This window comes from Lactobacillus sp. MRS-253-APC-2B, from assembly GCF_012843675.1.
Taxonomy (GTDB): domain Bacteria; phylum Bacillota; class Bacilli; order Lactobacillales; family Lactobacillaceae; genus Limosilactobacillus; species Limosilactobacillus pulli.
The window spans coordinates 78,419-102,114 of the sequence record NZ_JABAFO010000005.1 but is presented as its reverse complement, the minus strand read 5'-3'; the positions used below and the strand labels follow the sequence as shown (position 1 = coordinate 102,114).

At 47.3% G+C, this 23,696-nt stretch carries 18 protein-coding genes, 1 pseudogene and 1 other annotated feature; of the genes and pseudogenes, 12 read left to right on the top strand and 7 right to left on the bottom strand.

The features are described 5' to 3' along the window. The first annotated feature begins 38 nt into the window (after positions 1-38). Genes HF864_RS04210 through pyrE form a run of 3 tightly spaced genes read left to right on the top strand, consistent with a single transcriptional unit; the run spans position 39 to position 2,325 of the window. Positions 39-953: a dihydroorotate dehydrogenase gene (locus HF864_RS04210; RefSeq protein WP_169461836.1), complete on the top strand. Its 915-nt coding sequence runs from the start codon at positions 39-41 to the stop codon at positions 951-953. Further along, a complete protein-coding gene (gene pyrF / locus HF864_RS04205) occupies positions 953-1,684 on the top strand; it encodes an orotidine-5'-phosphate decarboxylase (RefSeq protein ID WP_169461835.1) in 732 nt (243 codons plus the stop codon). Before HF864_RS04210 ends, pyrF begins: the two co-directional genes overlap by 1 nt. Before the next feature lie 2 nt (positions 1,685-1,686). Beyond that, complete coding sequence (pyrE, locus tag HF864_RS04200; RefSeq protein WP_169461834.1) at positions 1,687-2,325, top strand: orotate phosphoribosyltransferase; 639 nt, start codon at positions 1,687-1,689, stop codon at positions 2,323-2,325. A 75-nt stretch (positions 2,326-2,400) separates the two neighbouring features. On the opposite strand, the gene HF864_RS04195 is transcribed toward pyrE, so the two are convergent. Next, entirely contained in the window at positions 2,401-2,808 is a 408-nt protein-coding gene (locus tag HF864_RS04195) for a hypothetical protein (protein WP_169461833.1), read from the bottom strand. Positions 2,809-2,965: 157 nt separating this feature from the next. Between HF864_RS04195 and HF864_RS04190 the strand changes: the two genes are divergently transcribed. Both HF864_RS04190 and asp1 read left to right on the top strand, forming a co-directional pair. After that, positions 2,966-4,507: a glycosyltransferase gene (locus HF864_RS04190; RefSeq protein ID WP_169461832.1), complete on the top strand. Its 1,542-nt coding sequence runs from the start codon at positions 2,966-2,968 to the stop codon at positions 4,505-4,507. Then, on the top strand, positions 4,507-6,003 hold the full coding sequence (asp1, locus tag HF864_RS04185; protein WP_169461831.1) for an accessory Sec system glycosyltransferase Asp1: 1,497 nt from the start codon (positions 4,507-4,509) through the stop codon (positions 6,001-6,003). The genes HF864_RS04190 and asp1 overlap by 1 nt, the downstream gene beginning before the upstream one ends. Positions 6,004-6,195: 192 nt before the next feature. Here the strand turns inward: asp1 and rlmD are convergent, their stop codons facing one another. Continuing rightward, a complete protein-coding gene (gene rlmD / locus HF864_RS04180; protein WP_169461830.1) occupies positions 6,196-7,617 on the bottom strand; it encodes a 23S rRNA (uracil(1939)-C(5))-methyltransferase RlmD in 1,422 nt (473 codons plus the stop codon). A gap of 143 nt (positions 7,618-7,760) precedes the next feature. Next, positions 7,761-8,005, top strand: a binding site (T-box leader). 92 nt (positions 8,006-8,097) lie between these two features. On the opposite strand from rlmD, the gene brnQ reads away from it, so the two are divergent. The 3 genes from brnQ (at position 8,098) to HF864_RS04165 (ending at position 11,522) form a co-directional block, all read left to right on the top strand. Next, on the top strand, positions 8,098-9,474 hold the full coding sequence (gene brnQ / locus HF864_RS04175) for a branched-chain amino acid transport system II carrier protein (RefSeq protein WP_169461829.1): 1,377 nt from the start codon (positions 8,098-8,100) through the stop codon (positions 9,472-9,474). A 201-nt stretch (positions 9,475-9,675) separates the two neighbouring features. Beyond that, positions 9,676-10,266: an NADPH-dependent FMN reductase gene (locus tag HF864_RS04170; protein WP_169461828.1), complete on the top strand. Its 591-nt coding sequence runs from the start codon at positions 9,676-9,678 to the stop codon at positions 10,264-10,266. After that, positions 10,266-11,522 carry an NAD(P)H-dependent oxidoreductase gene (locus HF864_RS04165; protein ID WP_169461827.1) on the top strand — a complete coding sequence of 419 codons (1,257 nt, stop codon included), beginning with the start codon at positions 10,266-10,268 and terminating at the stop codon, positions 11,520-11,522. The genes HF864_RS04170 and HF864_RS04165 overlap by 1 nt, the downstream gene beginning before the upstream one ends. Before the next feature lie 61 nt (positions 11,523-11,583). Here the strand turns inward: HF864_RS04165 and dltD are convergent. The 5 genes and pseudogenes from dltD to HF864_RS04140 all read right to left on the bottom strand — a co-directional run bounded on the left by dltD (position 11,584) and on the right by HF864_RS04140 (position 16,044). Continuing rightward, positions 11,584-12,880, bottom strand: a pseudogene (gene dltD, locus HF864_RS04160) (D-alanyl-lipoteichoic acid biosynthesis protein DltD). Then, positions 12,873-13,112 carry a D-alanine--poly(phosphoribitol) ligase subunit DltC gene (gene dltC / locus HF864_RS04155; protein WP_048345643.1) on the bottom strand — a complete coding sequence of 80 codons (240 nt, stop codon included), beginning with the start codon at positions 13,110-13,112 and terminating at the stop codon, positions 12,873-12,875. The pseudogene dltD and the gene dltC overlap by 8 nt, the downstream one beginning before the upstream one ends. A 30-nt stretch (positions 13,113-13,142) precedes the next feature. Beyond that, positions 13,143-14,363: a D-alanyl-lipoteichoic acid biosynthesis protein DltB gene (gene dltB / locus HF864_RS04150; RefSeq protein ID WP_169461859.1), complete on the bottom strand. Its 1,221-nt coding sequence runs from the start codon at positions 14,361-14,363 to the stop codon at positions 13,143-13,145. Continuing rightward, the gene (dltA, locus tag HF864_RS04145; protein ID WP_169461826.1) at positions 14,357-15,892 is read right to left on the bottom strand and encodes a D-alanine--poly(phosphoribitol) ligase subunit DltA; all 1,536 of its coding nucleotides are present in this window, start codon (positions 15,890-15,892) and stop codon (positions 14,357-14,359) included. Before dltA ends, dltB begins: the two co-directional genes overlap by 7 nt. Before the next feature lie 11 nt (positions 15,893-15,903). Continuing rightward, complete coding sequence (locus HF864_RS04140) at positions 15,904-16,044, bottom strand: teichoic acid D-Ala incorporation-associated protein DltX (RefSeq protein WP_006499288.1); 141 nt, start codon at positions 16,042-16,044, stop codon at positions 15,904-15,906. 327 nt (positions 16,045-16,371) lie between these two features. Between HF864_RS04140 and HF864_RS04135 the strand changes: the two genes are divergently transcribed. The 4 genes from HF864_RS04135 to HF864_RS04120 all read left to right on the top strand — a co-directional run bounded on the left by HF864_RS04135 (position 16,372) and on the right by HF864_RS04120 (position 23,522). After that, on the top strand, positions 16,372-17,487 hold the full coding sequence (locus tag HF864_RS04135) for an exonuclease SbcCD subunit D (protein ID WP_169461825.1): 1,116 nt from the start codon (positions 16,372-16,374) through the stop codon (positions 17,485-17,487). 2 nt (positions 17,488-17,489) lie between these two features. Continuing rightward, on the top strand, positions 17,490-20,603 hold the full coding sequence (locus HF864_RS04130; RefSeq protein ID WP_169461824.1) for an SMC family ATPase: 3,114 nt from the start codon (positions 17,490-17,492) through the stop codon (positions 20,601-20,603). 285 nt (positions 20,604-20,888) lie between these two features. Next, positions 20,889-22,193 carry a serine--tRNA ligase gene (gene serS / locus HF864_RS04125; RefSeq protein ID WP_169461823.1) on the top strand — a complete coding sequence of 435 codons (1,305 nt, stop codon included), beginning with the start codon at positions 20,889-20,891 and terminating at the stop codon, positions 22,191-22,193. Positions 22,194-22,352: 159 nt separating this feature from the next. Next, entirely contained in the window at positions 22,353-23,522 is a 1,170-nt protein-coding gene (locus tag HF864_RS04120) for an MFS transporter (RefSeq protein WP_169461822.1), read from the top strand. Positions 23,523-23,696: the final 174 nt, after the last annotated feature.

Here is a 23,696-nt window from a genome sequence, read left to right as displayed (position 1 = left end):
AAGTGAGTCACTGATGCTTTTTTTGAAAGGGGAAAATTATGAGTCGTTTATCAGTTTCACTTCCAGGGCTGCATTTGAAAAACCCGGTTATCCCAGCCAGCGGAACCTGCTGGTATGGTCAAGAGATTGCACGCAACTATGATTTAAACAAGCTGGGATCACTGGTTATCAAATCAACCACCAAGAACCCGCGTAAGGGCAATCCAGCGCCACGGGCCTGTGAAACGTCGGCAGGTTGGTTGAATGCCTATGGTCTGAACAATTCCGGTGTTGACAACGTAGTCAGCGAAAAGCTGCCATGGCTGGCACAAAACTATCCTGAACTGCCGGTGATTGCCAGTACGGCCGGCTTTAGCGAGGAAGAATATGAAGAGGTGGCTGCCAAGCTTGGCACCTCGCCTTATGTCAGCGCTATGGAACTAAACGTCTCCTGCCCTAATGTTAAGCATGGTGGTCTGGCAATGGGGACCGATCCGGAGCTGCTGGAACGGCTGACGCGGCGCTGCGTGGCAGTTTCCAACGTGCCCGTATACGTTAAGTTGACGCCTAATATTACCGATATTGTTCCTCTGGCTAAGGCGGCCATCAATGGTGGTGCAGCTGGTCTGACGATGATTAATACGTTGACCGGGATGGCAATTGATCTCAAGACGCGCAAACCCAAACTGGCTAATGTAACGGGTGGTCTTTCTGGTGCTGCCTTAAAGCCAATCGCTCTGCGGATGATTCACCAGGTGCGTGATTTCTCCAATATTCCAATCATTGGCGTTGGTGGAGTTGAAAGTCCTGAAGACGTTTTGGAATTTATGATGGCCGGTGCCAATGCGGTTGAGGTTGGAGCCGCCAGTTTCCATGATCCACTGGCTTGTCCAAAAATTATTGACCAGCTGCCAACGGTGATGGATTATTATGGTATTGAAAAACTGACAGATCTGAATGAGGTACGATTTTAATGGAACGATTTGAACCTATGGTGGCCATCGACGTTGATACGAAGCAGGCCGCATTAAAGCTTTTTGATGAACTCTCTAATGACACCGATCATACGCCGATCGTTAAAATCGGTATGGAGCTGTACTATGCATTTGGTCCCGGCATCGTTAAGGAAGCCAAGCAGCGCGGCTTTAAGGTATTCTTGGATCTGAAGCTTTATGATATTCCAAACACCGTTAAGCGGGCCATGATTGCAATTGGTAAAATGGGCGTTTCATTTGTTACCACGCACGCTGCTGGTGGCAGTGAGATGCTGCAGGCAGCCAAAGAAGGCCTAAAACAAGGTGCCGCACAGGCTGGCTATCCGATGCCTAAGCTGTTGGCAATTACTGAGCTGACCTCGATTGACGACCGGATTTTACATGAAGAGCAGCATGTTGACTTCAGCTTGATTGAGGCCGTGCAAAACTATGCTCAGCTTTCGGAAAAGAACGGTCTGGATGGGGTAATCTGCTCCGCACAAGAAGTCAGAGCCATTCGTGAGGTTACCGGTCCCGACTTTTTATGCGTAACGCCAGGGATTCGGCCCAATCTACAGGTTCATGATGATCAAAAGCGGGTCGTAACGCCACAGCAGGCTCGTGAACTGGGCAGCAATGGGATCGTTGTTGGTCGGCCAATCACGTTGGCTGAAGATCCAATCAGTGCCTACAAGGCTATTCGTCATGCATTTATGGAAGGGGAAGACTAAATATGTCAACACAAGCCGAAATCGTTGCCAAGGATCTTTTGGACATTCAAGCAATTACCTTGAGCCCCGACAAGCCATTTACCTGGGCCAGCGGACTGCATTCACCAATCTACACCGACAACCGGTTAACGATCTCTTATCCAGCTGTTCGTCGCAACATCTATGAAGGCATGGTACAACTGATCAACGAACACTTTGAAGATGTTGACGTGATTGCAGGGACTGCTACGGCTGGGATTCCCCATGCAGCTTGGGTTGCTGAAGAAATGGGCCTGCCAATGATCTACGTACGCTCTAAGCCAAAGGATCATGGTCAAGGCAAGCAGACGGAAGGCGTTTTGTATGAAGGCCAGCGCGTGGTCGTTATTGATGACTTGATCTCGACTGGCGGCAGCGTCTTAAAAGCCGTTAAAGCCGTAGAAAAAGAAGGTGCAGACGTGGTTGGCGTAGTTTCCGTCTTTACTTACGAACTGCCGGCTGCCGATGACAACTTTGCCCAATTTGGTATTCCATACTACTCGGTAACCAACTATACGACTTTGATTGAAACAGCTGAAAAGACTGACTTGATCGATCGCAACCAGATGAAGGACCTGCATGAATGGCGCAAGGACCCAGCAGCCTGGTCAGCCCGACACTAAAGATCTAACTAAAATACATGCCAATTTTGGCTAATTTTGATTCAAAAAAAACGATAGCGAATTCGCTATCGTTTTTTATTGGCGATATTTTTCCTTCCAGTAGCCGGATTGAGTCAAAAGCTCTTTGGAATGCTCATCGGCTGGATAGAATCCTTTGGTGAACAGGTGTCTAAAGTACATCATGTTGTAGAAGAAGCAGAAGAACAGCGTTGGCCATGGGAAATCAAGCATCCAGTTCCACTTAAAGAATAAGGCGACCAAAACATAGTCCAGATCCAAAACGATCATTAAAAAGAAATTGTACCAGTCATTGCGAAATAGGGCTGGAAAAGGACCAAACAAAAAGATGGTCCAGGAAAATCCTACCTTGGCAATGCGCATATCGCCTTCTGCATTCTTGATTTTGGCATAGTTTGGCGGTATTGGCAGATTATTGAAAAAGTCTTGATTGTTTTGATTGTTGTTGCCAAATGGATTCTGCATCCGGCCCGGCCTCCCTTAGTACGTTTATTATCTATCAATCATAACATAACTGTAGTTGCTGACCTAATAATGTCAACAGCTCAATCATGCTTTCTTCACATTCCAATGTTACACTTGATCAGGTAAGAATGAGTAAAAAAGAAAGTGACGTGAGACAATGCTGTTGTTTTTAAATGATAATCTGCAGCGTAACCAATCGGGGATTGAACACGCTCAGATTAAGCGGCTTAATCTGTTTAAACAATTTCAAGAGCCAGCCAAGATCGTGACGCGACAGTATTCAAACGAGCTGCATCTGGTTGTGAATGAGGCTGGAATTGAGGATCAGGATTTTATCAACCTATTTGACTATTTTCAGGATGCTTGTCTGGTTCCACACCGCATCGTCAAGCTCCAGGATCTACATTTAAATCCTAAGTGGAAGCGCAAGGCAGACGGGATCAGCTATAACTATTATGATGGCAAAACACGGGTCATGTACGTGCGGCGGCGCAATGATCGCGATCGCAGTATCATTAATCTGCAGTATTTTGACCATTTTGGCAAGCTGCTCAAGGTTATCTGGTACGATATCCGCGGCTTTGCTTCTGTGGAACAGCTATACGACTGGGAAGGTCAGATTGCCGTTGAAAATTATCTGCGTCCCAATGGTCAGCTGGCACTGCAGAAGGTCAACTTTAAGGATCGTCGCCAACAAAAATTGACCAGCTATCATTTGTTTGACTGGCATGGCAAGGACTGGCAGTTTGCTAACTTTGATGAGCTGACGCGCTTTTTCTATGATCAATTAATCCAGGATCTTGAATCTGCCGGTAATGGTCCGTTGGGGTTGGTTGTGGATCGTGTCTATGAACTGGGCTGGGCCGTCTTAAACATGCATCACCGCGTCTTTCGCGTCATGCAGTTGCATAACGATCACGTTAACGATCCCAGTGATATGCTGCACTCAACCTTAAACTATAACTATCAGTGGGGACTGGACCACTTAAAGGATTGGGACGGCGTGATTGCTCTGACGCCGCAGCAGCAGGCCGACGTTGAAGAACGATTTGGCAATCAAGGCGTCAAGATCTATCGAATTCCCGGACCGATCGTTAGTGATGCCGTCTTAAACGCGCCACATGTCGACTTTAAGAAACGAGAGCGTGATCTGGTTGTAATGGTAGCCCGGCTTTCACCAGAAAAGCAGCAGGATCATCTGCTCTCGGCCTGGCCTAAGATTTTAAGAGCCGTTCCTGATGCTCACTTGGAGCTTTGGGGCTATGCTAACGACAACTTTGATCAAAAATTAAAAGAGCAGGTCAAAGCCGAGCATCTAGAAAACTCAGTAACGTTTTGTGGCTATACAACCGATGTCAATGCGGTTTATGAGCGGGCTCAGCTGCTGATTTTACCCAGCCGTGCGGAAGGATTGCCATTGTCTTTGGTTGAGGCGCAGTCACACGGGCTGCCGATTGTGGCCAATGACATCAAATATGGCCCAGCTGACGTTGTGATCGATCATCAAGATGGATTATTGACTAAAAATGGCGATATTGATGGTCTGGCTCAGGCAATTATCAGTCTGTTGACCAATCAGCAAAAACTGGCTGAATTCAGCGAGCATGCCTATCAAGACAGTGCCCGCTACTCGGCTGTCAACGTCATGAAGTTATGGAACGGGCTGCTTGATGATATGAAAAAGGGGGCCAATAACTGATGGATTTTTTTGTTAATCAGTATCTGCTGGGAAAAAATTCCAGCGTCGAGCATGCCGAATTAAAGCGGCTGCAGCTGTTTAAGGATCATCAGACGCCGGCAAAGCTGGTTACGCGCGATTTTGATCCGGTACTTCATCGGACAATGCAGCGTTTTGGCGTGGCTAATAATCAGCTGGTCAATTTATATGACTTTTTTGCTCAGACCGTTGATTATCAAGGCCAGCCAATGCATACCGCAGATTTAAATCTTTCAAGCGACTATCAGGTCGGTATGGGCAGTAATTTTCGCGAGGTCAGAGATGGCGGTCGGCTGGTAGCAACGATCTATTTTGCTGGCGGTACAATTGGTCAGATTCATCATGTCGATTGGTATGATCAATCCGGCAGCCTGACTATGCGCAACACCTATGACATTCGCGGCTTTAAGGCAGTTGATGAGTTTTTTGGTCAAGATGGTCATGAGTTTAATGCGCGCTACTATCGCCCCGATGGCCAAATGTATTTGGAGCGTTATTTTGTCAAATCGGTACAAAATACGCCGATCAACTCGCTTAACATCTTAAAAAACTGGCATGGTCAAGATCATTGGTTTGCCAGCGAAAATGAGCTGTTTGCTTTCTTTTTGGATGAACTGAATCGTGTCAATGGCGAAAATAACGTCTTTATCGCGGATCGTCCAGCCGTAGCGATTGATCCGATTCTGCACATGCAATCCAAGGCGCATCGCTATTTATGGCTGCCGATGAGTCATGTTAACGATGGTCAGGATCCATTGAAGGCACCATTAAACGGTCTTTTACAAAATGCACTAACTGAAAGTTTGTCGCAATGGGATGGGATTATCGTGATGACCCAAGCTCAAGCACGGATTTTGCAGCAGCGCTTGGGTAAACGAGCCCGTATTTTGACGATCAATGGTACACCGGTTAAAAAGGCTACTACGCGCGTTAAGATGGCTGATCGAACCCCTAACCAGCTGATCAGCGTCGGCCGTTTGGGTTATGACAAACAGACCGATCAGCTGCTCCAGATCTTTGCCCGCATCAAGGCGGCCGTTCCGACTGCACACCTGACGCTTTATGGCTATGGTGCGCCTAATGACGTAGCCAGCTTTAAAAAACTGGCACAAGATCTTAAATTAGGCGATGCCGTTGAGTTTGCCGACTATCAATACCCACTGGCGACAGCCTTTGATCACGCCCAATTGATGCTCAACGCCAGCCGGATTGATGCTCAGCCCCTGGCGCTGGGGGAGGCGTTGGGTCATGGCGTGCCGGTAATCAGCTATAACTTCTCTTATGGCCCTGATGAGATGATCACCAACTATGAAAATGGGCGTTTGATTGCTTTAAATCATCCTGATGCCATGGTTAAGGCTGCCGTTGAGCTGCTCAACGATCCGGCTCGACTGCAGAAAATGAGTGATCATGCCTATGAGGAACTGGCCAATATCAGTGCCGCAGCCACCTGGAAGCAATGGCAGGCCGTTAAATAAAAAGAGAGTGAGAAAAAACTCCGAAAATCAGCTTGCGACCGATTTTCGGAGTTTGTCTTCGCACCTCCGCAAGGCTGGCTAGGTTGGTCAAATACTGATTTATCAGCTTTTGAACTGCCAGCCAGCTACTGCGCTGAGGCATTGTTATCCATAAAATAGTTAAGAGGTTGAGTTAATCCAGCCTCTTTTACTCTAGCGCCGACTGAGCTTAACAACGGCTTCGCAGCGTGGAGTCTGTGGCATCATATCAACCGGCTGGATCCAGTCAACACGATAGACGCTGGAAAGGCGAGCCAGGTTCTTGGCCATTGTCGACATATTGCATGAAACGTAGGCAAACTTGGCTGGCTTGGCCTTGAGAATCTGTTCGATCAAAGCCTCATCCAGACCAGTCCGTGGCGGGTCAACGACCAAGGCATTAAATTTAAAGCCCTCTGCTTGCCAGCGCGGCATGACTTCTTCAGCGGTGCCGACCTCATAGCTGGCATTGTGGATGTTATTGAGTTTAGCGTTGTTGTTGGCATCTAAAACGGCTTCGGGAATAACTTCCATGCCTCGCACGCTTTTGACGCGGCTGGCCAGAGAAAGACCAATCGTGCCAATTCCGGCATAGGCGTCGACCAATACGTCATCAGGTCCCAGTTCCATAGCCTGGGCTGCCTGTTCATAGAGCGTTTCGGTCTGAGCTGGGTTCAGCTGCAGAAATGAGCGGGCACTCAGATGAAAATCAAGTCCCATTAATGATTCAGTAATGTATTCTTGACCTGTCAGATGAATCATTTGATTACCCCAGACCAGCGGCGTGTCACCAGGGTTGACGTTTTGCTCGACTGACTTGACCTCAGGCAATTGCTGTTTGATCATGTCCAAAAGCTGGGCTTTATGAATCAGCTTGGCAGTATTGGTGATCAAGGTTACCTGCAGCTCACCGGTGGCCAGTGATTCACGAATGGCTACTGTTTTGATGATGCCGCTGTTGTTTTTTTCGTTATAGGCTGGGATTTTGAGTTCGTCCAACATCTTGACGATTGCGCGCATGGCCTTCATCGTACCTGGCATCTGGACGGCACATTCTTCCATGTCGACCACGTCATGACTGTTGGCACGGTAAAGTCCGGCAATCAGATGACCGTCTCGTTCGCGGATCTGAAACTGAGCCTTATTGCGGTAGCCGTATTGTTCTGGTGCTGCAATTGTTGGGCGGACGTCATAATTTTGCCAGCCTCGCGGCTTAAACTTGGCCAGACTGTCCAAGACGACCTGGCGCTTGAACTTTAATTGCTCTGGATAGGCTAGGCACTCAAATTCAAAGCCGCCTGCTTGACTGGCATAGCTGTCGCGTGGTTCGACTCTAAAGCGACTGGGCTTGCGCAGCTTGTGGAGCTTGGCTTCCAGGTAGTGGGGATGAACGGCAGTGACTTCGGCAACAACGACCTCATCTGGCAAGGCACCAGGAACAAAACAGACCTTGTGCTTGAAATAGCCAATTCCCTGGCCCTCGATTCCCAGCTTGCGAATAGTTAGTGGGAATCGATCTCCGATATTGACCTCGACTGGCGGCTGAGATGTTTTTTGAAGACGACGATGGTTAAAGCGTGCGTGATTTTTTTCCATTGATTTATTTCTCCGTTCTGTTGCGTTTCAGTGGTCCTATTCTATCACATTGGCGGAATGGCTAAAAATTATTTATGATTTTTATTAAAAATGCATTGACTAAAAATGAGTGTAGCATTAGTATATTATTAAAGTTAATCATATCGAATGCAATGAAGAAAGAAGAGTAGTCTTTGGCCACCGCCAGCGAGTCCCGTTAGGTGAGAGGGGATCGGTTAAAGTCTTGGACGAAAATCACTTTCCAGTTTTCATCCTTAAACCTAGTAAGGACGGATGGTCGCACCCATTACCGTGCACGCGTATCGCTTCTTTGAGGAGCCGTACGTAAAAGACCGTGTCAGCGATGGCATGGTGAATCAGGGTGGTACCACGCGCTTGCGTCCCTTAACCGATTAATTTCGGTTAAGGGACTTTTTTATTTACGGTGCAGCCAGTATTCGATATGAGTGATTTCTAATCAATTATTCGGGGGCATTAAAAATGGAATATCACACATCGAAAAAACTGACGACCAGACAGTATCTGGTTGTGGCATCACTGCTGTTTGGCCTGTTCTTCGGGGCCGGCAACCTAATCTTTCCGCTGCATCTGGGTCAATTGGCCGGCAGCCACTGGGTTGGCGCAGCAGTTGGCTTTTTGGTAACTGGTGTGGCCTTGCCGCTGCTTTCAGTCCTGGCGGTTGCCGTTACGCGCGCTGAAGGGGTCTTTGACATCGGTCGGCCATTGGGCGTTGGTTTTGCACTGGTCTTTATGGTACTGATTCACTTTACGATCGGACCGCTGTTTGGGACGCCACGGACGGCAACGGTTTCCTACACGGTTGGGGTGGCACCGTTCGTACCCAAAGCTGATCAGACGCTGGCGCTGTTCTTGTTCTCCTTGGTTTTCTTTGCCTTGGCTTATGCATTTGCCTATCGTGAAAATGACATTTTAACCAACGTCGGTAAAGTTTTGAATCCGGTCTTTTTGGTGCTGCTGTTCGTTGTCTTTGCCGTTGCTTTCGTTAATCCTTTTGCCAATCCATTTCACACGCAGGCAACGACGGCCTATGTACATGGCTCGTTTGTCAACGGCTTTTTGCAAGGCTACAACACGATGGATGCCTTGGCCGGGCTGGCCTTTGGGGTTACAGTCGTGACGGCGGTGCGCCAATTGGGGCAAAAGCGTGATAGCGACGTTGCTAAAGTGGTTGCTAAGTCCGGGATTATCGCAATGAGTGCCGTAGCGCTGATCTACGTGCTGTTGATCGTGGTTGGGGCCATGACGCTGGGCCGTTTTAAGGTTTCGGCTGATGGTGGCGTGGCCTTCACTCAGCTGGTTAATGCCTATGCAGGTCGGTTAGGGCAAGCCGTATTAGCTGTTTTGATTACTGTAACCTGCCTGACGACGGCGGTTGGTCTGGTAGCTGCCTTTGCGCAAGACTTTCACAAGCATTTTCCTAAACTAAGCTATCATGCCTGGCTGTTTTTAACGACCTTGGCCTCATTTTTGGTTGCCAACTTTGGTTTGGAACAGATCATTGCCTGGTCGACGCCAATGCTGATGTTCTTGTACCCATTGGCAATGGTGCTGATTCTGCTGTCGGTTGCCTCACCGTTGTTCAAGCGGGATGGCGTAGTCTACTTCTTTGTTGTCTTGTTGACTATCGTACCGGCATTGGGTGATATGGTAGTCTCTTTCCCAAGTGTGGTCAGTGCCAGTGCTTTTGGTAAAATGGTTGCTGGCTGGCGAGCTGCCCTGCCATTGGCATCATATGGCCTATCCTGGCTGGTACCGGCACTGGTTGGACTAGCAATTGGTCTGTTGGTACACTGGTATCGTGAGCACAGTTTGTTAGCTGCCGGTGAGGAAAACTAATTAAATCACAAACTGAGCCGTTGTCTAAAGCTTTAGACAACGGCTTTTTTATCGCTGATAAATTTATTAATTTCACATTTTGAAATTAGTTTCACAAAATTTGTGCGGATCTATACAATTTCCCCAAAATTTATATTAAAATAGGCTAGTGCAATAATGCCAAGTATGGAGAGTATCATCATTAATAAGGAGTGAATGAATTTGAAGATTGTTGGAATTCCCGGCTCCAATGCCAACCATTCGTACAACCGAATGCTGCTCGAATACATGAGCAAGGCCTATGAGCATGACATGACGGTCGTTGACGTTCGCAATATTCCACTGTTCAATGAAAGTGCCAAGGAAACGCCAGCTGCCATCAAGGAAATGTCTGATGCAATCGAAGCCGCCGATGCCGTAGTGATTGCGTGCCCTGAAACGGACCACTCAGTCCCATCTTCTTTAAAGAGCATCATCGAGTGGCTGTCTTACCAGCTGCATCCATTTACCAACAAGCCGGTGCTTTTGGTGGGGGCTTCAACTGATGCGCAAGGTTCTTCGCGGGCTCAAGTCGACCTGCGTGACGTCATGATCTCACCAGGGGTCAACGCGCGGGTGTTCCAAAAAGAAGACTTCTTTATGAGTTTTGCCCAGAATCTGTTTGACGAAAATGGCGACATTACCGATCCCAGCACGATCAAGTTCTTGGACAAGTGTCTGCGTGACTTTGAATGCTTTGCCATTGCCAATGATGAAGAAGTTAAAATGGAAGAAGAAGCCTTGGCCAAAGCGGAAAAGGAGGCTGCTAAATAATGAAGTTTGTTGCAATCGTCGGTACGAACGCCGATTTTTCCTACAACCGGATTCTGCTGCATTTCATGAAGAAGCACTTCTGGCGCATGGCTGATATTGAAATTGCTGAAATTAAGGATCTGCCGGCCTTCAGCAAGGATGTGCCTTTTGATCAAACCACGCCGGTCTGGAAGCTTAAACAACAAATCAATGCTGCCGATGGGGTTATCTTTGCTACGCCTGAATATGACCATGCCGTACCTGCAGCCTTAAAGAGTGCAATGGAATGGCTGTCATACAAGTCAGCCGTGCTGCATGGCAAGCCAGCTATGATCGTAGGGGTTTCTTATGGTCGGCAGGCTTCAGCACGTGCTCAGCAACAAATGCGCAAAATGCTTTTGAGCCCAGACTGCAATGCCAACCTGCTTTCTGGTAACGAAGTCTTGATCGGCAATGCTGCCAAGGTCTTTAGCAAGGATGGCCGTTTGATCGACCAGGCCTGCGTTGATAATCTGGAAAAATGCTTTACTAATTTTGTTGAATATGCCGAACTTTTCAAGAATGCTTCTCGAGGTGAACAACTGATGTCTGCTAAACGTCCAATGATTGAAGATGCTTATGTCAACTTCCCAACCGGCCGTCTGTCGCTGCGTGAGATTCAAGCCATCTTCAACACGATTCCATTTGAGATTGACCTGATCGATGCTACGGATCGCTTTGCCTACTACTCAGACAAGCCAAACCGTGAACACATCCGTAACGTCAACCAGCTTGGCGAAACCTACAGTGAATGTCATCCACCAAAGGCTGTTCCTGCTGTTAAGGCGATCATCGACAGCTTTAAGAACGGCACCAAAGACGTAGTTGCGCGTCCATTGACGATGAATGGCCACCGGGTTTTGATCCGCTACTACGCTTTGCGCGATGTTGACGGCCACTACCTGGGTACGATTGAATTTACGGGTTCAGTTGATGATATCCTGAACCTGGCTGAAAATGGTGCCTGGAGCGCTGATGCAACGTCCAGTGCCTCTCATGGCCATGCTGCACCGGCACCGGCTGCAGAACCAGCTCCAGCCATGGATGCAACGACGGGTGCCTCAGAAGACTCCAACGATGAACCAAGTACGCCAAGCGAACCAGCTGCTCCTGTCATGTCAGCTGCCACAGAACGTGCTGAACAGGCTGAATCCGATGCCAACACGGGTGCTTCTGAAGCTGCTGATGATCCGGAAGAAACGGATGCTGATGCGATGACGGGTGCTTCCGAAAACTAAAATAACCGCATACTAAAAGAGCTCGCAGATTGATTCTTTCTGCGAACTCTTTTTATTTTGCCTATTTATCAAGATGTTTCTTGGTGAACTGATTCAAATTGGTTGTTGTTGGATCAAGATTTTGCCATTGTTTTGATAAAAAGGCCTTATTCATGTGATAGTGCGGCTGTGGCTGCTTTTGCTCCAAAAATGGCGCAATACGGTGATCAAAGTTGACCCAGCCAGCCCAGCCAATATGAATAGTATCTTCCATAAAGCCTGGCTTGCCGCCATCGTGTGAGTAGTCAACGATATTGTTGAAACCTTGCGAGCGCAGCTGGTACTTGATCTTGTCAGCTGTCTGATAGTACATCGACATTGGCAGCCCAGTCATCTTTTCCCACTTGACATTAACCGGTGTAATCATAAAGACAACGTTGGTGTTGGTCTTTTTAAACTGGTCCAGCACCACTTCTAGGTCGGCATATTCAGGCGACTTAAGATAGTTATAGTGCTTTTGACTGCCTGGTAGTCCTTTGAGGTGTCCTTTGACGCGCTTGTTATAAAACTGGTTTAAGATGCCAAATTGATTGTTATTGCTGGAATGTTTGGCATCACTGATGGCTTCCTTGGTCAGTGCCTGATAGTCATAGTGCTTAGGCAGTTTTTTAATGCGCGGTTGAATGCGCTTGGCATAGTTGTCCTTTAAGAACCATCCCGAAAACAGGTCATCTTCATGCTTGAGTAGAGTTGACTCCACGTCGATATGAGTTCTATCCCAGGAGCTGAGTGACTTGCCATCTGCGATCTTTTTGGCATAGTTGGCCACAGACCCTTCTGAACCCAGCAGTTTTACCAAGCGTTTAGCAGTATAACGGTCATATGGTGAGTTGGGATTGGCCTGCTTGAGCCAGACTAGATTGGCATATGTAACCATTGTAGTACTTAAAAGCCGCTGGCATTACGCCTTCTTTAACGAACCATTGCGGCGAGATGATATAGACGGCTTTACCGTTTTTCATCTCGGGTGCCATCATGGTCATATTGAACAGCTGTGGCAGCGACTGTGTACCACGCGATCCGAACAAAAACGGCGTGTAGTTATGGTAGCGGGCCGCCATGACTGCGGGATGATAGCGATCCATTCGATTCAACTCGCTGGAGCCAAAGAAGGGAATGTAGTTTTTCTTTTTATCCTGCATGGCCTCCACTTTGATCGAGCTGTTTTTAAAAACACGGGGGCTAAGCGAGTCGGCAGCTTTCTGCAGGGTTGCCTGGGAATGCGAGCTGCTCCATGGTAAGGCAAAAAAGCCCAGCGCCAGTAGGCAGGCCACGATCACTGGGCCAAAGATCGACCACAGTTTGCGACGGTTATTCATTTTCCAGTTCCTTTACCCGATCAACGATTTTATCGATCGTGCTCCATTCGCTGCGGTCAAATTCGGAAACGGGAACCTGAATGTCGAATTCATCCTGCAGAGCCAAAAGCAGCTGAACGGTTGCCATGGAGTCCAGCAGACCGTCGGCAAACAAATCTTCAGTAGTGTCGGCAAAATCGCTGGCGTCACGTCCGGTAGCTTCGGCTAAAAGTTGTTGAATTTGTTCTTGCATGATATAACCTCCAAAAAATAAGTACTCAGATTAATGTTTGACAAACCACAGCGTGTTCAAAAAGCCGCAGAAGATCAAGAATGAAAAGACGACAAAGTTAAACGTAATGAACATGGCCACGCCCTTGGTAAAGGCATTGGTCTTGATGTGCAGGTGCTTGCGCTTGTAACGCAGCCACCAGTCATTAATGACCAGCGCGCTCCCGTGCAGGAAACCATAAAGAATGTAATACCATGTAACCCCGTGCCAAAAGCCCATGACCAGCATATTGATCATGTAGGCAACCGATGATAAGACGTTGCGGTTCTTGAACCAATGCTTCTTGCTGGCCAAAAAGACAAAGCGCATGAAGATGTAGTCACGGAACCAAAACGACAGCGTCATATGCCAACGATTCCAGAATTCCTTGATGTTTTTGGCAACGAACGGCTTGTTGAAGTTCATTGGCGTTTCAACGCCCATCAAGTAACTGATGGCCACGGCAAACAACGAGTAGCCGGCAAAGTCGAAGTATAGATCACCGGCATAGACGTAGGCCACGGCAACAACCCACCAGCTCAAGTGCGGTGCATACATTAAGGCCTGATGCTCAACGGCTGGCAGCCAGACCTGACCAAACAGGTAGGCTAAGACAAATTTGTACAAAAAGCCGATGAATAGATACTTAACGGCTTTATTGACCATCTCGAGATATTTTTCACGACTTGGGACCTTGCGATAGTCCTTGGAAAAGCGCCGGTAGCGATCAATTGGACCAGAAGTGATGGTTGGCATAAACAGCAAAAAGCGAATGAATTTCCACCAATTGATGTCTTTAACAGCACCATCACGCGTTTCAATGATTGTACCAACCGCCCGAAACGTCAGATAACTGATGCCCAAAAAGCCCAACAGCGAATTGTGGCCAACCATGGCTGGCGTGAATTTAACGATGATGATCGGCAAAAGCGATAAAAAGGTCAGCAGATAAAAAACGCCGGCCGTGTTCTTTTGCTGGCGATAGTGGAAGTACCACATGACCAGAATCGTTTGATAGATCACATAGCCGATCAAAGAAAGCATCTGTGGGGCACTGGAGCCATCAAACATAAAGAACAGAAAAAGAAAACTGATAATTGCTTCATACCAGACCAGACGCTTGCCAAAATACAGGCTGATACCCATTGGCAAAATCGCAATCAGCAGGTAGATGAAGTAAGACGGCGTGCCATAAGCGGTATAGTTGGGAAGACTTTCAAGCCAGCTCATGATTGGTTGGCCTCCGCGATCATCTGCTTAACCGCAATCTTGCCATTGGCCGACTTAGGAAAGCTGTCAACGTAGACAAATTGGGTTGGCATCATGTAGTCCATGATCTTGCCGGTCAGGCTTTGGCGAATGGCCTGCGTCAGCTCTTTTTCATCCTTAAAGTCGTTTGGCTGGGCGATCACGTAGCCGATCAGGTGGCTGACCTGGTGCTTTTTGTTGTACTTAGGTACGGCTACGGCCTGTTTGATGTATTCGCTTAGTTCCAGACTGTTGCGGACCTCATCCAGCTCAACGCGAAAACCGTGCAGTTTAATCTGAAAGTCCATCCGGCCAATGATGTGGCGAATACCGTCTTGATCGATGAATCCTTCGTCACCGGTACGGTATGATTGAACGCCATTATACTTAAAGAAGTTCTTAACCGTTTTTTCTGGATTGTTCATGTAGCCCTTTGCTACGCTGTCACCACTGATGATGATTTCACCACGCGCATTGGGTTCGCTGACGGGGTGACCGTCTTGCCAGATTGTGGTGGTAACGCCAGGCTTGTCATAGCCGATTGGCAGCCGTTCGTGACTGTTGGCCATGGCTGGTGTGATCTCCATGCTGGTAACGGCTACGGCAGCTTCGGTTGGCCCATAGGTATTGAAAACATGGGCATCCGGGAAACGCTTGAACAGCCGCTTAACGGTTGAGGTCGTCAATTCTTCGCCACAGAACACAAAATATTTAAGGTTAGGCATCTGTTCATGATTAAACTGTGGACTAAGCAATGCCATGTCACCAAAAGAAGGCGTGCCGACAAAGACCGTGATGTCAAGTTTTGGCAGCGTGGTAAATAATTGGCCCAGGTTTTGGACGACTGACAATGGCAAGGTCTGGACCGTACTGCCCGAAAGCAGTCCCGTCAGCCAGTACATATGTGAAACGTCAAATGAAAATGGCACCTGGCCTAAATAGATCTGATGGTCCGGGATATTGAAACTGTCGCCACGCATCCAGTTAACAAATGAGCAGATGTTATCGTGGCTGATCTCGACTCCTTTTGGTGAGCCAGTCGTACCAGACGTAAACAGCACGTAGAATGGCTGATCGCCTGTGACCTCATGGGTAATCTCATAAGGCGTTTTTTTGGCAAAGATCTGTTTCAGCTCATATTTGTCGATCACGGCCCCATCATAATTTAATCTTTCAACGGGAAAGTCGTCGATGGCCACAACCAAGCGCGGATTAGCGGCATCAATAATTGACTGCATCCGTGGCAGAGCTGAGCCAACCTCGACAGGAATATAGGCATGACCAGCTTTTAGGCCACCAACAAAGCCAGCCACCATTTCAAATTGATGGTCGCCATAAAACATGATGGGACCATTTTCGGGAACGATTTTTTCTTGGTCAAGCCAAGCGGCAAACGCATTGGAGTCAGCCAATAAATCTTGATATGTGTGAGTCTGACCCATTTCGTCATAGACGATGCGATCGGCATTTTCTTTTGCCACGCGGTCAAACTCGCGAACGATGTTAGAAATCATTTTTTCCTCCGCTAGAATTCATTATAGATAAATGGTGCCTGTCCAGCGCCATAGTATCCGTATAAATAGATCAAAAGCATTAAGACGATAAAATAAAAGAACGTTTTAAGCAGAAATCCAGCAACAGGGTGGCGTTTGAGAGCTGCCAACATTCACTAATCAACTCCTTTGCCTAATATTTTCTTAGAAAGGTACCACCTTACTATATACCAAATAGCGAAATTCAAATGTTAAGCCTTGCTTAAGAAAACTAACGGTTTTACAAACGAATCCCTTATTACTTATGCCAAAAACGTCTTAATATCGCTATTTATTAACCATTATCCAAAAAATAAATCGCTAGAAAATATTAACAAAAATCGCTAGAAAATATTAACAAAATACGAAGAAATTTTGAATTTGAACCAAGTTAATTTTCAGTTGGCATTATGATATAATGTTGACGATGCGAATGTTTGTTCGATGGAAAGGAAGATCTCATGAGATTTTTACATACGGCCGATTGGCATATCGGTAAGAAACTGCATGATTTTTCGCTTGCTGAAGAGCAGGCCGCGGCGTTTGATCAGATTGAACAGCTGGCTAAAGACTATCAAGTCGATGCTGTCGTGATTGCCGGTGATCTGTATGATCGAGGCTTAGCCAGTGAGCAGTCGGTCGAGCAGCTGAATGGAATGCTCAAGCAGCTGAATCTAAATGATCATCTGCCGCTATTGGCGATCAGCGGCAACCATGATTCGGCCGCACGCCTGGCTACGGGCAGTGAATGGTTCGAGACAACCGATTTTTACCTGCATACGACGCTGGCCAGTGCGTTTGAGCCGGTCACGATTATGGATACGCAGTTTTTTCTGCTGCCATTCTTTAACCTGCAGGCGGTCCGCAATTATTTTGAACAAGACGTTAAGACGATCAGCCAGGCAATGACTTTGATTGTTGGTAAGATGAAGCAGCTTTTCGACCCCGATAAAAAGCATGTTCTGGTAGCGCACTTTTTCGCGGCCGGCAGCTCACATACTGATTCTGAAATTCAAGTTGAAGTTGGAGGCTTGGATGCCGTGCCAACTTCATTGTTAAGAGATTTTGACTATGTAGCGCTGGGTCACCTGCACAATCCACGGGCCTTAAATGAAGAACGCATGCGCTATAGTGGCTCACCGCTCAAATTTTCGGTTTCTGAGGCCAATATTCAAAAAGGCGTCTGGATCGTTGATACTGACCCATTCAAACTAACTTGGGTACCCTTGCAGCCATTGCATGATCTGGTGGTTTTAAAGGGATCGTTTAAAGAACTGACAACGGGTGATCTAGCCGTTAAATACGATCAGACACAAGACTATGTAGCTATTCAACTGACAGATACAAAGCTGATCGATGATTTGATGAATCGACTGCGCATTCACTATCCAAAAATTATTGAAATTAATCGTCCCAATCAGCAAAGCAATGCAGATCTTAAGACGATGCAGACAGCCAAAATGGATCCGATGTCATTATTAAACGAGTTTTATGGCATGGTTCATGCTGATCAAAAGCTTGATGATCAGCAGCGTCAATGGGCACAAGATGCTTTAACCGAAATTGAGGAGGGGTAAAAATGAAGCCGTTAAAGCTCAAATTAGAAAACTTCGGCTCATATGTCGATGAAACCATTGATTTTACTGAATTTGATGAAGTGCCGCTCTTTTTGATCAGTGGTAAAACGGGCAGTGGCAAGACAACGATTTTTGATGCAATGTGTTTTAGCCTGTTTGGTTCAACGACTGATGATGACAATCGTAATGGTCGGACGGCAGAAAAACTGCGCTCTGACTTTGCCGACGCTAAAGAATTGACCCGGGTAACGTTTTGGTTTGAGCATCAGAAAAAAAACTATCAGGTTGTTCGCGAACCCAAGCAGGATCGCCATAAAACGCAAAAGGTCAATCTTTTCTATGAAAAAAACGGGCAAAAAAAAGAAATTACCAAGGTTACTGATGCCAACCACTTTATTGAAGATCTTTTAGGCATCAACGCTGAGCAGTTTCGTCAGATTGTATTGCTGCCGCAAGGAAAGTTTCGTGAGTTTTTGGAATCAGACAGCAATAACAAAAACGAGCTGTTGGCTGAATTGTTTGGTACGCAACTGTATGCTGATTGGACGCAAAAAATGAAAGATCAGCTGACAACAATGCAGACGGCCAGCCATGACAGTCAAAAACAGATGGAACAGCTGATGGTAGGCATTACCGAGCTGGCTGATCAAAAAGAACCTGCGCAATGGCTGAAAACAGCTGCAGAACTGATGCAGCAGCGTCAACAAGCACTTGAAAAACAGACTCAGGATGCCAAAGCAGCACAAGCCAAAGCTGAGAAACTGAATGAGCAGTTTCACGTGGAACAAAATCTGCAGCAGGCTTATAATGAACTGGCAAAAAATCAGGCAGCCAAACAAGAATTGGATCAGCAGCTGCCAATGATTCAAAGTCAGCAGCATCTGATTGATGAGTTGCAGTGGGCTCGTCAGCAACAAAGTGAATATGATGCCTGGCAACTGGCCCAGTCGACGGTACTGGGGCTGAAAAATAGTTTGAAACAGCGTAAAAGTCAAGCCAAACGTCTTGATCAACAGCTGCAGAATTTACAGAAGTCCAGTCAAGCGCTGCAAACTCAGCAGCCACTGATCGATCAAATCAATCAACAAAAAATTGCCTTGGAAAATCAATTGCCACGCTACCAAGAAACGGCGATCCTCAAGCAGCAGATTCAAACTGAACAACAACAGTTAAAGCACTTGACTGATGAGGCACAGTCCGCCCAGACTGCCACCCAGCAGCAGATAAATCAGGTAGACCAATTAACAAGACAAGCTCAAAAACTGCAGCAGCAGACTGACAGCCGCTTGATTGAAAGACAGCTTGAAGCACGCAATGTCAGCCAAAAATTATTGGAACGACTCCAAACGCTGCAGCAGCATCATCAAGTAATCATCAAACAACAAAATAGTCTGCAGCAAGCTAAGATGGCTCAAAAACAGGCGACTCAAAATTACCGGACGGCACTGACTGAGTTTCAAACCGCTGATCAAAAACACGCGGCCTTACAGATTGCTGAACTGGCTACACATTTAAAGTCTGGCTATCCTTGTCCAGTCTGCGGCTCAATCGAGCATCCACAGCCCGGCAATCTGGTTGCTCAAGTTTCACTGGATGAGATTCAAGCTGCCGGCAGTGCTTTAAAACAAGCACGCCAGGAACTGGATGATGCACAGGCTCAACTGGCCAAGACGCAGGAAAAAGAGTACGGTTTAGAAGAACAGCTAAAAGATCAAGTTCAAGACTATACTGACGAGCTGACGCAGCTAAAAGATGCCAGTCAGCTTCCAGATGCAGATTTGGATCAGCTGACTCTAGAACTGCGGCAGCGTGCTCAAACGGCTGAAAAAGACTATGCCCAAACGCAGATGGCGATCCAAGAATTAAAGGCAATCCAACAGCAACAGCAAGCTGAACAGCAAAAACTAGATCAATTGACCCAACGTCAACAAGAACTAGATCAAACGCGTCAGCAACAGGCGGCAAAAATGGCTGAGCTTAATGGTGAGCTGACGGCCAAATTAAAGCAGCTGCCAAATGAGTTTGCTGATTTGAATGCGGCCCAACAGCAGGTTCAAGTCTGGCAAAATCAGCTGCAAAAATATCAGCAGCAAACCGAGCAGACTCAAGCTGAATTACAAGATTATCAAAAACAGGCAGCTGCTATTCAGGCTACCATCAAGCGGGATCAAGAAAGTCTGGCTGAGCAATTACAGCGCGCGCAACAGTTGCAGGAAACGCTGCAGCAGGCTTTGCAAAATCATGACCCTAAAGCAGAATGGTCAAGGTTTGAAACTGATTTTAAACAGCTGAATCAACTGGAAAGTCTGCAGCAAACCGTCAATAACTATCAGCAGGCCATTAAGGTCAATCTTGATCGCTACCAGCATCTTCTAAAAGAAATCAATAATCGACCAAGACCACAAATAGCTGCTACTCAACAGGCATTAAATAAAGCAGCTGAGCAACGCGACCAAAAACAGCGTGAGCTAGGCCAATTAAAAGAACAGTTTGGCCAACAGCAAAAAACGGTGCATCAAGTTGAAGAACTGCAAAAAGTGCAAGGCGATCAGCAGGCTGAGCTGGATCGATTGGCTGATCTGGTCAATACTATGAACGGTAAGAATAACTCGAATCTGTCATTGGAACGCTATGTTTTGCGCCACTACTTTAAAGCGGTTTTGGAAAATGCCAATCGGCGGCTGCATGATCTGACCAATGGCCGCTATGAATTTGTTTTGGATGATAATAGCGGCTCCAATACCAAATGGAGCGGCTTGGAGGTCAGCGTCAGAGATGGTGATGTCGGCAAGGTCCGCAGCGTGCATACCTTATCTGGTGGAGAGACGTTTGTAGCCTCGCTGGCAATGGCGCTTTCATTGGGGGAGATCATTCAGCAGCAGGCTGGCGGGATTCAAATTGATGCGTTATTTGTCGATGAAGGGTTTGGCTCATTGGATCCCGATGCATTGAATAAGGCACTTAATGCTTTGCAGACTTTGGAAGGCAATTCGCGCATGGTTGGGATCATCAGTCACGTTGCTGAGTTGGAAGAACGGATTCCCGACCAGCTTAAGGTCAGCTCAAAAGAGGGTAAGAGTCACGTCAGCTATCAGCATGACTTTGCGGTAAATTAGTCGAAAATGTTGCCAAATAAGTCAGGATGTAATAAGATAGCGATGATATAAAACACGAAGACATTTTAAAGTAGATCCCAAGAGAGCTGGCGGTTGGTGCAAGCCGGCGATCGAAACTCCGGTGTCGTTAAATGTGGGCGGGTAATGCCGCACGGAATCATGACCGTTATCCATGCAGAGCGTGACAAATATTTGTCAAACTTGGGTGGTACCGCGGAACCAGAGCCATTTCGTCCCAAAATAAGGATGAAGTGGCTCTTTTTATATACCTAGGAGGAATTTTAGATGCTCGATATCAAGAAGATTCGCAAAGACCCTGAATTCTTTAAGCAAAAGCTGGCGACGCGTAACGTCGATCCTAAAGACATTGATGAAGTGCTGGCTCTGGACGAAAAGCGGCGCGAACTGCTGCAACAGACCGAAACGCTGAAGGCTAAGCGCAACGCGGCCTCCAAGAAGATCGGTGAAGCCAAGCGCAACCACGAATCAGCTGATGAGGCCATTGCTGAGATGCGTCAGGTTGGCGAAGACATCAAGAAGCTGGACGTTGAGGTCGAAGAAAACGACACGATCTTAAACGACAAGCTGGCACACTTGCCAAACGTACCGCGTGATGGTGTGCCGGTTGGTCCTGATGAAGACAGCAACCGCGAAGAATACAAGGTTGGCGAACCAACTAAGTTTGACTTTGAGCCTAAGCACCACTGGGATCTGGGCGAAAAGCTCGGTATCTTGGACTTTGACCGGGCTGCCAAGGTTTCGGGTGCCCGCTTTGTCTACTACGTTGGTCTGGGGGCTCAATTGGAACGCGCCGTCTACAACTTCATGTTGGATGAACACATGAAGGAAGGCTACACGGAAGTTCTGCCACCATACATCGTTAAGGCACAATCCATGTATGGTACTGGTCAATTCCCTAAGTTTAAGGAAGGCGTCTACCAGGTTAACGGTGAGGACATGACGCTGATTCCAACGGCGGAAGTTCCTTTGACCAACTACTTCTCTGGTGAAGAAATTCCAACCGACAAGCTACCGGTATACGTAACGGCACTGTCGCCATCGTTCCGTTCTGAAGCTGGCTCGGCCGGCCGTGATACACGTGGTCTGATCCGGATGCACCAGTTTAACAAGGTAGAAATGGTTAAGTACGTTAAGCCGGAAACCTCATTTGATGAACTGGAAAAGATGACCAAGAATGCCGAAAATATTTTGCAAAAGCTTGGTCTGCCATATCACGTTATCACGCTGTCGACTGGCGACATGAGCTTTACTTCGGCTGAAACGCACGATATCGAAGTCTGGATGCCAGCCCAAGACAAGTACCGCGAAATCTCCAGCTGCTCGAACTGTACCGACTTCCAGGCACGGCGGATGCACATTACCTACCGTGACGAAAATGGCAAGCTGCAGCTGGTACACACGCTGAACGGCTCTGGTTTGGCGGTTGGTCGGACGGTAGCTGCCATCTTAGAAAACTACCAAAATGCCGATGGTACGATCACGGTTCCAGAAGTGCTGGTACCTTACATGCACGGTATTACCAAGATCACGCCAGAAAACGCAGTGCCATTTAACTATCTGCACAAGTAATCCAATCAGCTCTCAATTTGAAGAGTTGTCAAAATGTCTGGTAAACTAGAGACAAAGAAAGTTTCGACCAAGCCAGACACGGAAAATAAAGCCCCTTGCCGTGTTGGCTTGCTGCACGGAAAAGGGGCTTTATTAGTGCTTTAGAAAGGATGCATATTTATGCCACGCCAATCAATCAAGCTCAAGTGGCTATTCATGGCGAGTCTGCTCAATAATGCCGGCGCCGCGATGCTTTGGCCCTTGACGACGATCTATGTGCATGAGTACTTGAATAAGTCGATGACGGTCGCGGGCTTGGTAATCTTTTTCAGCTCCATGGGGATGATGTTTGGCAATTACCTGGGCGGCTGGCTGTTTGACAACTGGAAGCCTTATGCGGCCGCGGTTATCACCGTGACGGTCGCCACTTTGGGCAATGTCTTGATGATTTTCTTTCATGGCTGGCCGATGTTTCCGATTCTGCTGGCGGTGATCTGCTTTGCGGACGGTTCAGGACTGACGGTAATCAACTCCTATGGCTCAGCCGTCACGGGACATACTGCCCGTTACGTCTATAACATGCTGTATATGGCACTTAACGTGGGGGTCGTAGTTGGGACGCTGCTGGTTGGGACGCTGCTGGATCTGGGAATCGAGATTGTCTTTATCGTGGCCAGCGTCTGTTATGCGGCTTATCTTTTGATTACGGTGCTGCACTTTAACGTTGACGTGCGGCCCAAACAAACGGCCAAGAACCAAAAGGCAACCGTCAACAAGAGTCCGCGTCATAACGTCCACATCGTTTATGCCTACTGTTTGTGTCTGGTAACGGTCTATTTGAGCTATGCTTTATGGGAAAGCGTCATGTCGGTACACATTACCGATATGCATATTCCGTTCTTTGCCTACAGTCTATTATGGACGATCAATGGAGCGGTCATTGTCTTGGGACAGCCGCTGGTTACCCGACTGGCAGACTATCTGTCGGTTAAGCGGCAAATCATTATTGGAATTGCGATCTTTGCCATCTCGTTTCCACTGCTGATCTGGGTGCACAGTTTTGCGATGTTTGTCGTTGACTTTGTGATCCTGACGATCGGTGAGATGGTTGGAATTCCTTCCGTGCCGGCTTATATCGATGTCTTGACCGTTGCGGAGGAAACCGGTAAGTATCAAGGCATGCCCAACGTTGCCATGTCGATTGGCCGGGCGCTGGGACCGGTGTATGGCGGTTGGATGGTTGACCAGGCCGGCTATAACTTCTTGTTTGTCTCGGTCTTTGCCATGATGCTGGTTACCTGGCTGTACGCGATCATGGTTTCAAGACGCTCAGTCAAGATTATTAAGTAAAAATGACCTGTCAATTGTGGCAGGCCATTTTTTAATTTCTGCGTTATTTTGGCATAGATGATCCAAGCTATCGAAAATTAATGCGCCGCCTGCAGATAGCCAAGACTATAATATATGTAGAAATGAAATCGTTTTCGAAAAAAGGAGTGGATATTTAGAGGGGACGGCGATTGT

Coding starts and splice junctions, on each gene's coding strand:
- HF864_RS04210 (WP_169461836.1), top strand. CDS start 39: ATGAGTCGTTTATCAGTTTCACTTCCAGGGCTGCATTTGAAAAACCCG.
- pyrF (WP_169461835.1), top strand. CDS start 953: ATGGAACGATTTGAACCTATGGTGGCCATCGACGTTGATACGAAGCAG.
- pyrE (WP_169461834.1), top strand. CDS start 1,687: ATGTCAACACAAGCCGAAATCGTTGCCAAGGATCTTTTGGACATTCAA.
- HF864_RS04195 (WP_169461833.1), bottom strand. CDS start 2,808: ATGCAGAATCCATTTGGCAACAACAATCAAAACAATCAAGACTTTTTC.
- HF864_RS04190 (WP_169461832.1), top strand. CDS start 2,966: ATGCTGTTGTTTTTAAATGATAATCTGCAGCGTAACCAATCGGGGATT.
- asp1 (WP_169461831.1), top strand. CDS start 4,507: ATGGATTTTTTTGTTAATCAGTATCTGCTGGGAAAAAATTCCAGCGTC.
- rlmD (WP_169461830.1), bottom strand. CDS start 7,617: ATGGAAAAAAATCACGCACGCTTTAACCATCGTCGTCTTCAAAAAACA.
- brnQ (WP_169461829.1), top strand. CDS start 8,098: ATGGAATATCACACATCGAAAAAACTGACGACCAGACAGTATCTGGTT.
- HF864_RS04165 (WP_169461827.1), top strand. CDS start 10,266: ATGAAGTTTGTTGCAATCGTCGGTACGAACGCCGATTTTTCCTACAAC.
- dltC (WP_048345643.1), bottom strand. CDS start 13,112: ATGCAAGAACAAATTCAACAACTTTTAGCCGAAGCTACCGGACGTGAC.
- dltA (WP_169461826.1), bottom strand. CDS start 15,892: ATGATTTCTAACATCGTTCGCGAGTTTGACCGCGTGGCAAAAGAAAAT.
- HF864_RS04140 (WP_006499288.1), bottom strand. CDS start 16,044: ATGTTGGCAGCTCTCAAACGCCACCCTGTTGCTGGATTTCTGCTTAAA.
- HF864_RS04135 (WP_169461825.1), top strand. CDS start 16,372: ATGAGATTTTTACATACGGCCGATTGGCATATCGGTAAGAAACTGCAT.
- HF864_RS04130 (WP_169461824.1), top strand. CDS start 17,490: ATGAAGCCGTTAAAGCTCAAATTAGAAAACTTCGGCTCATATGTCGAT.
- serS (WP_169461823.1), top strand. CDS start 20,889: ATGCTCGATATCAAGAAGATTCGCAAAGACCCTGAATTCTTTAAGCAA.
- HF864_RS04120 (WP_169461822.1), top strand. CDS start 22,353: ATGCCACGCCAATCAATCAAGCTCAAGTGGCTATTCATGGCGAGTCTG.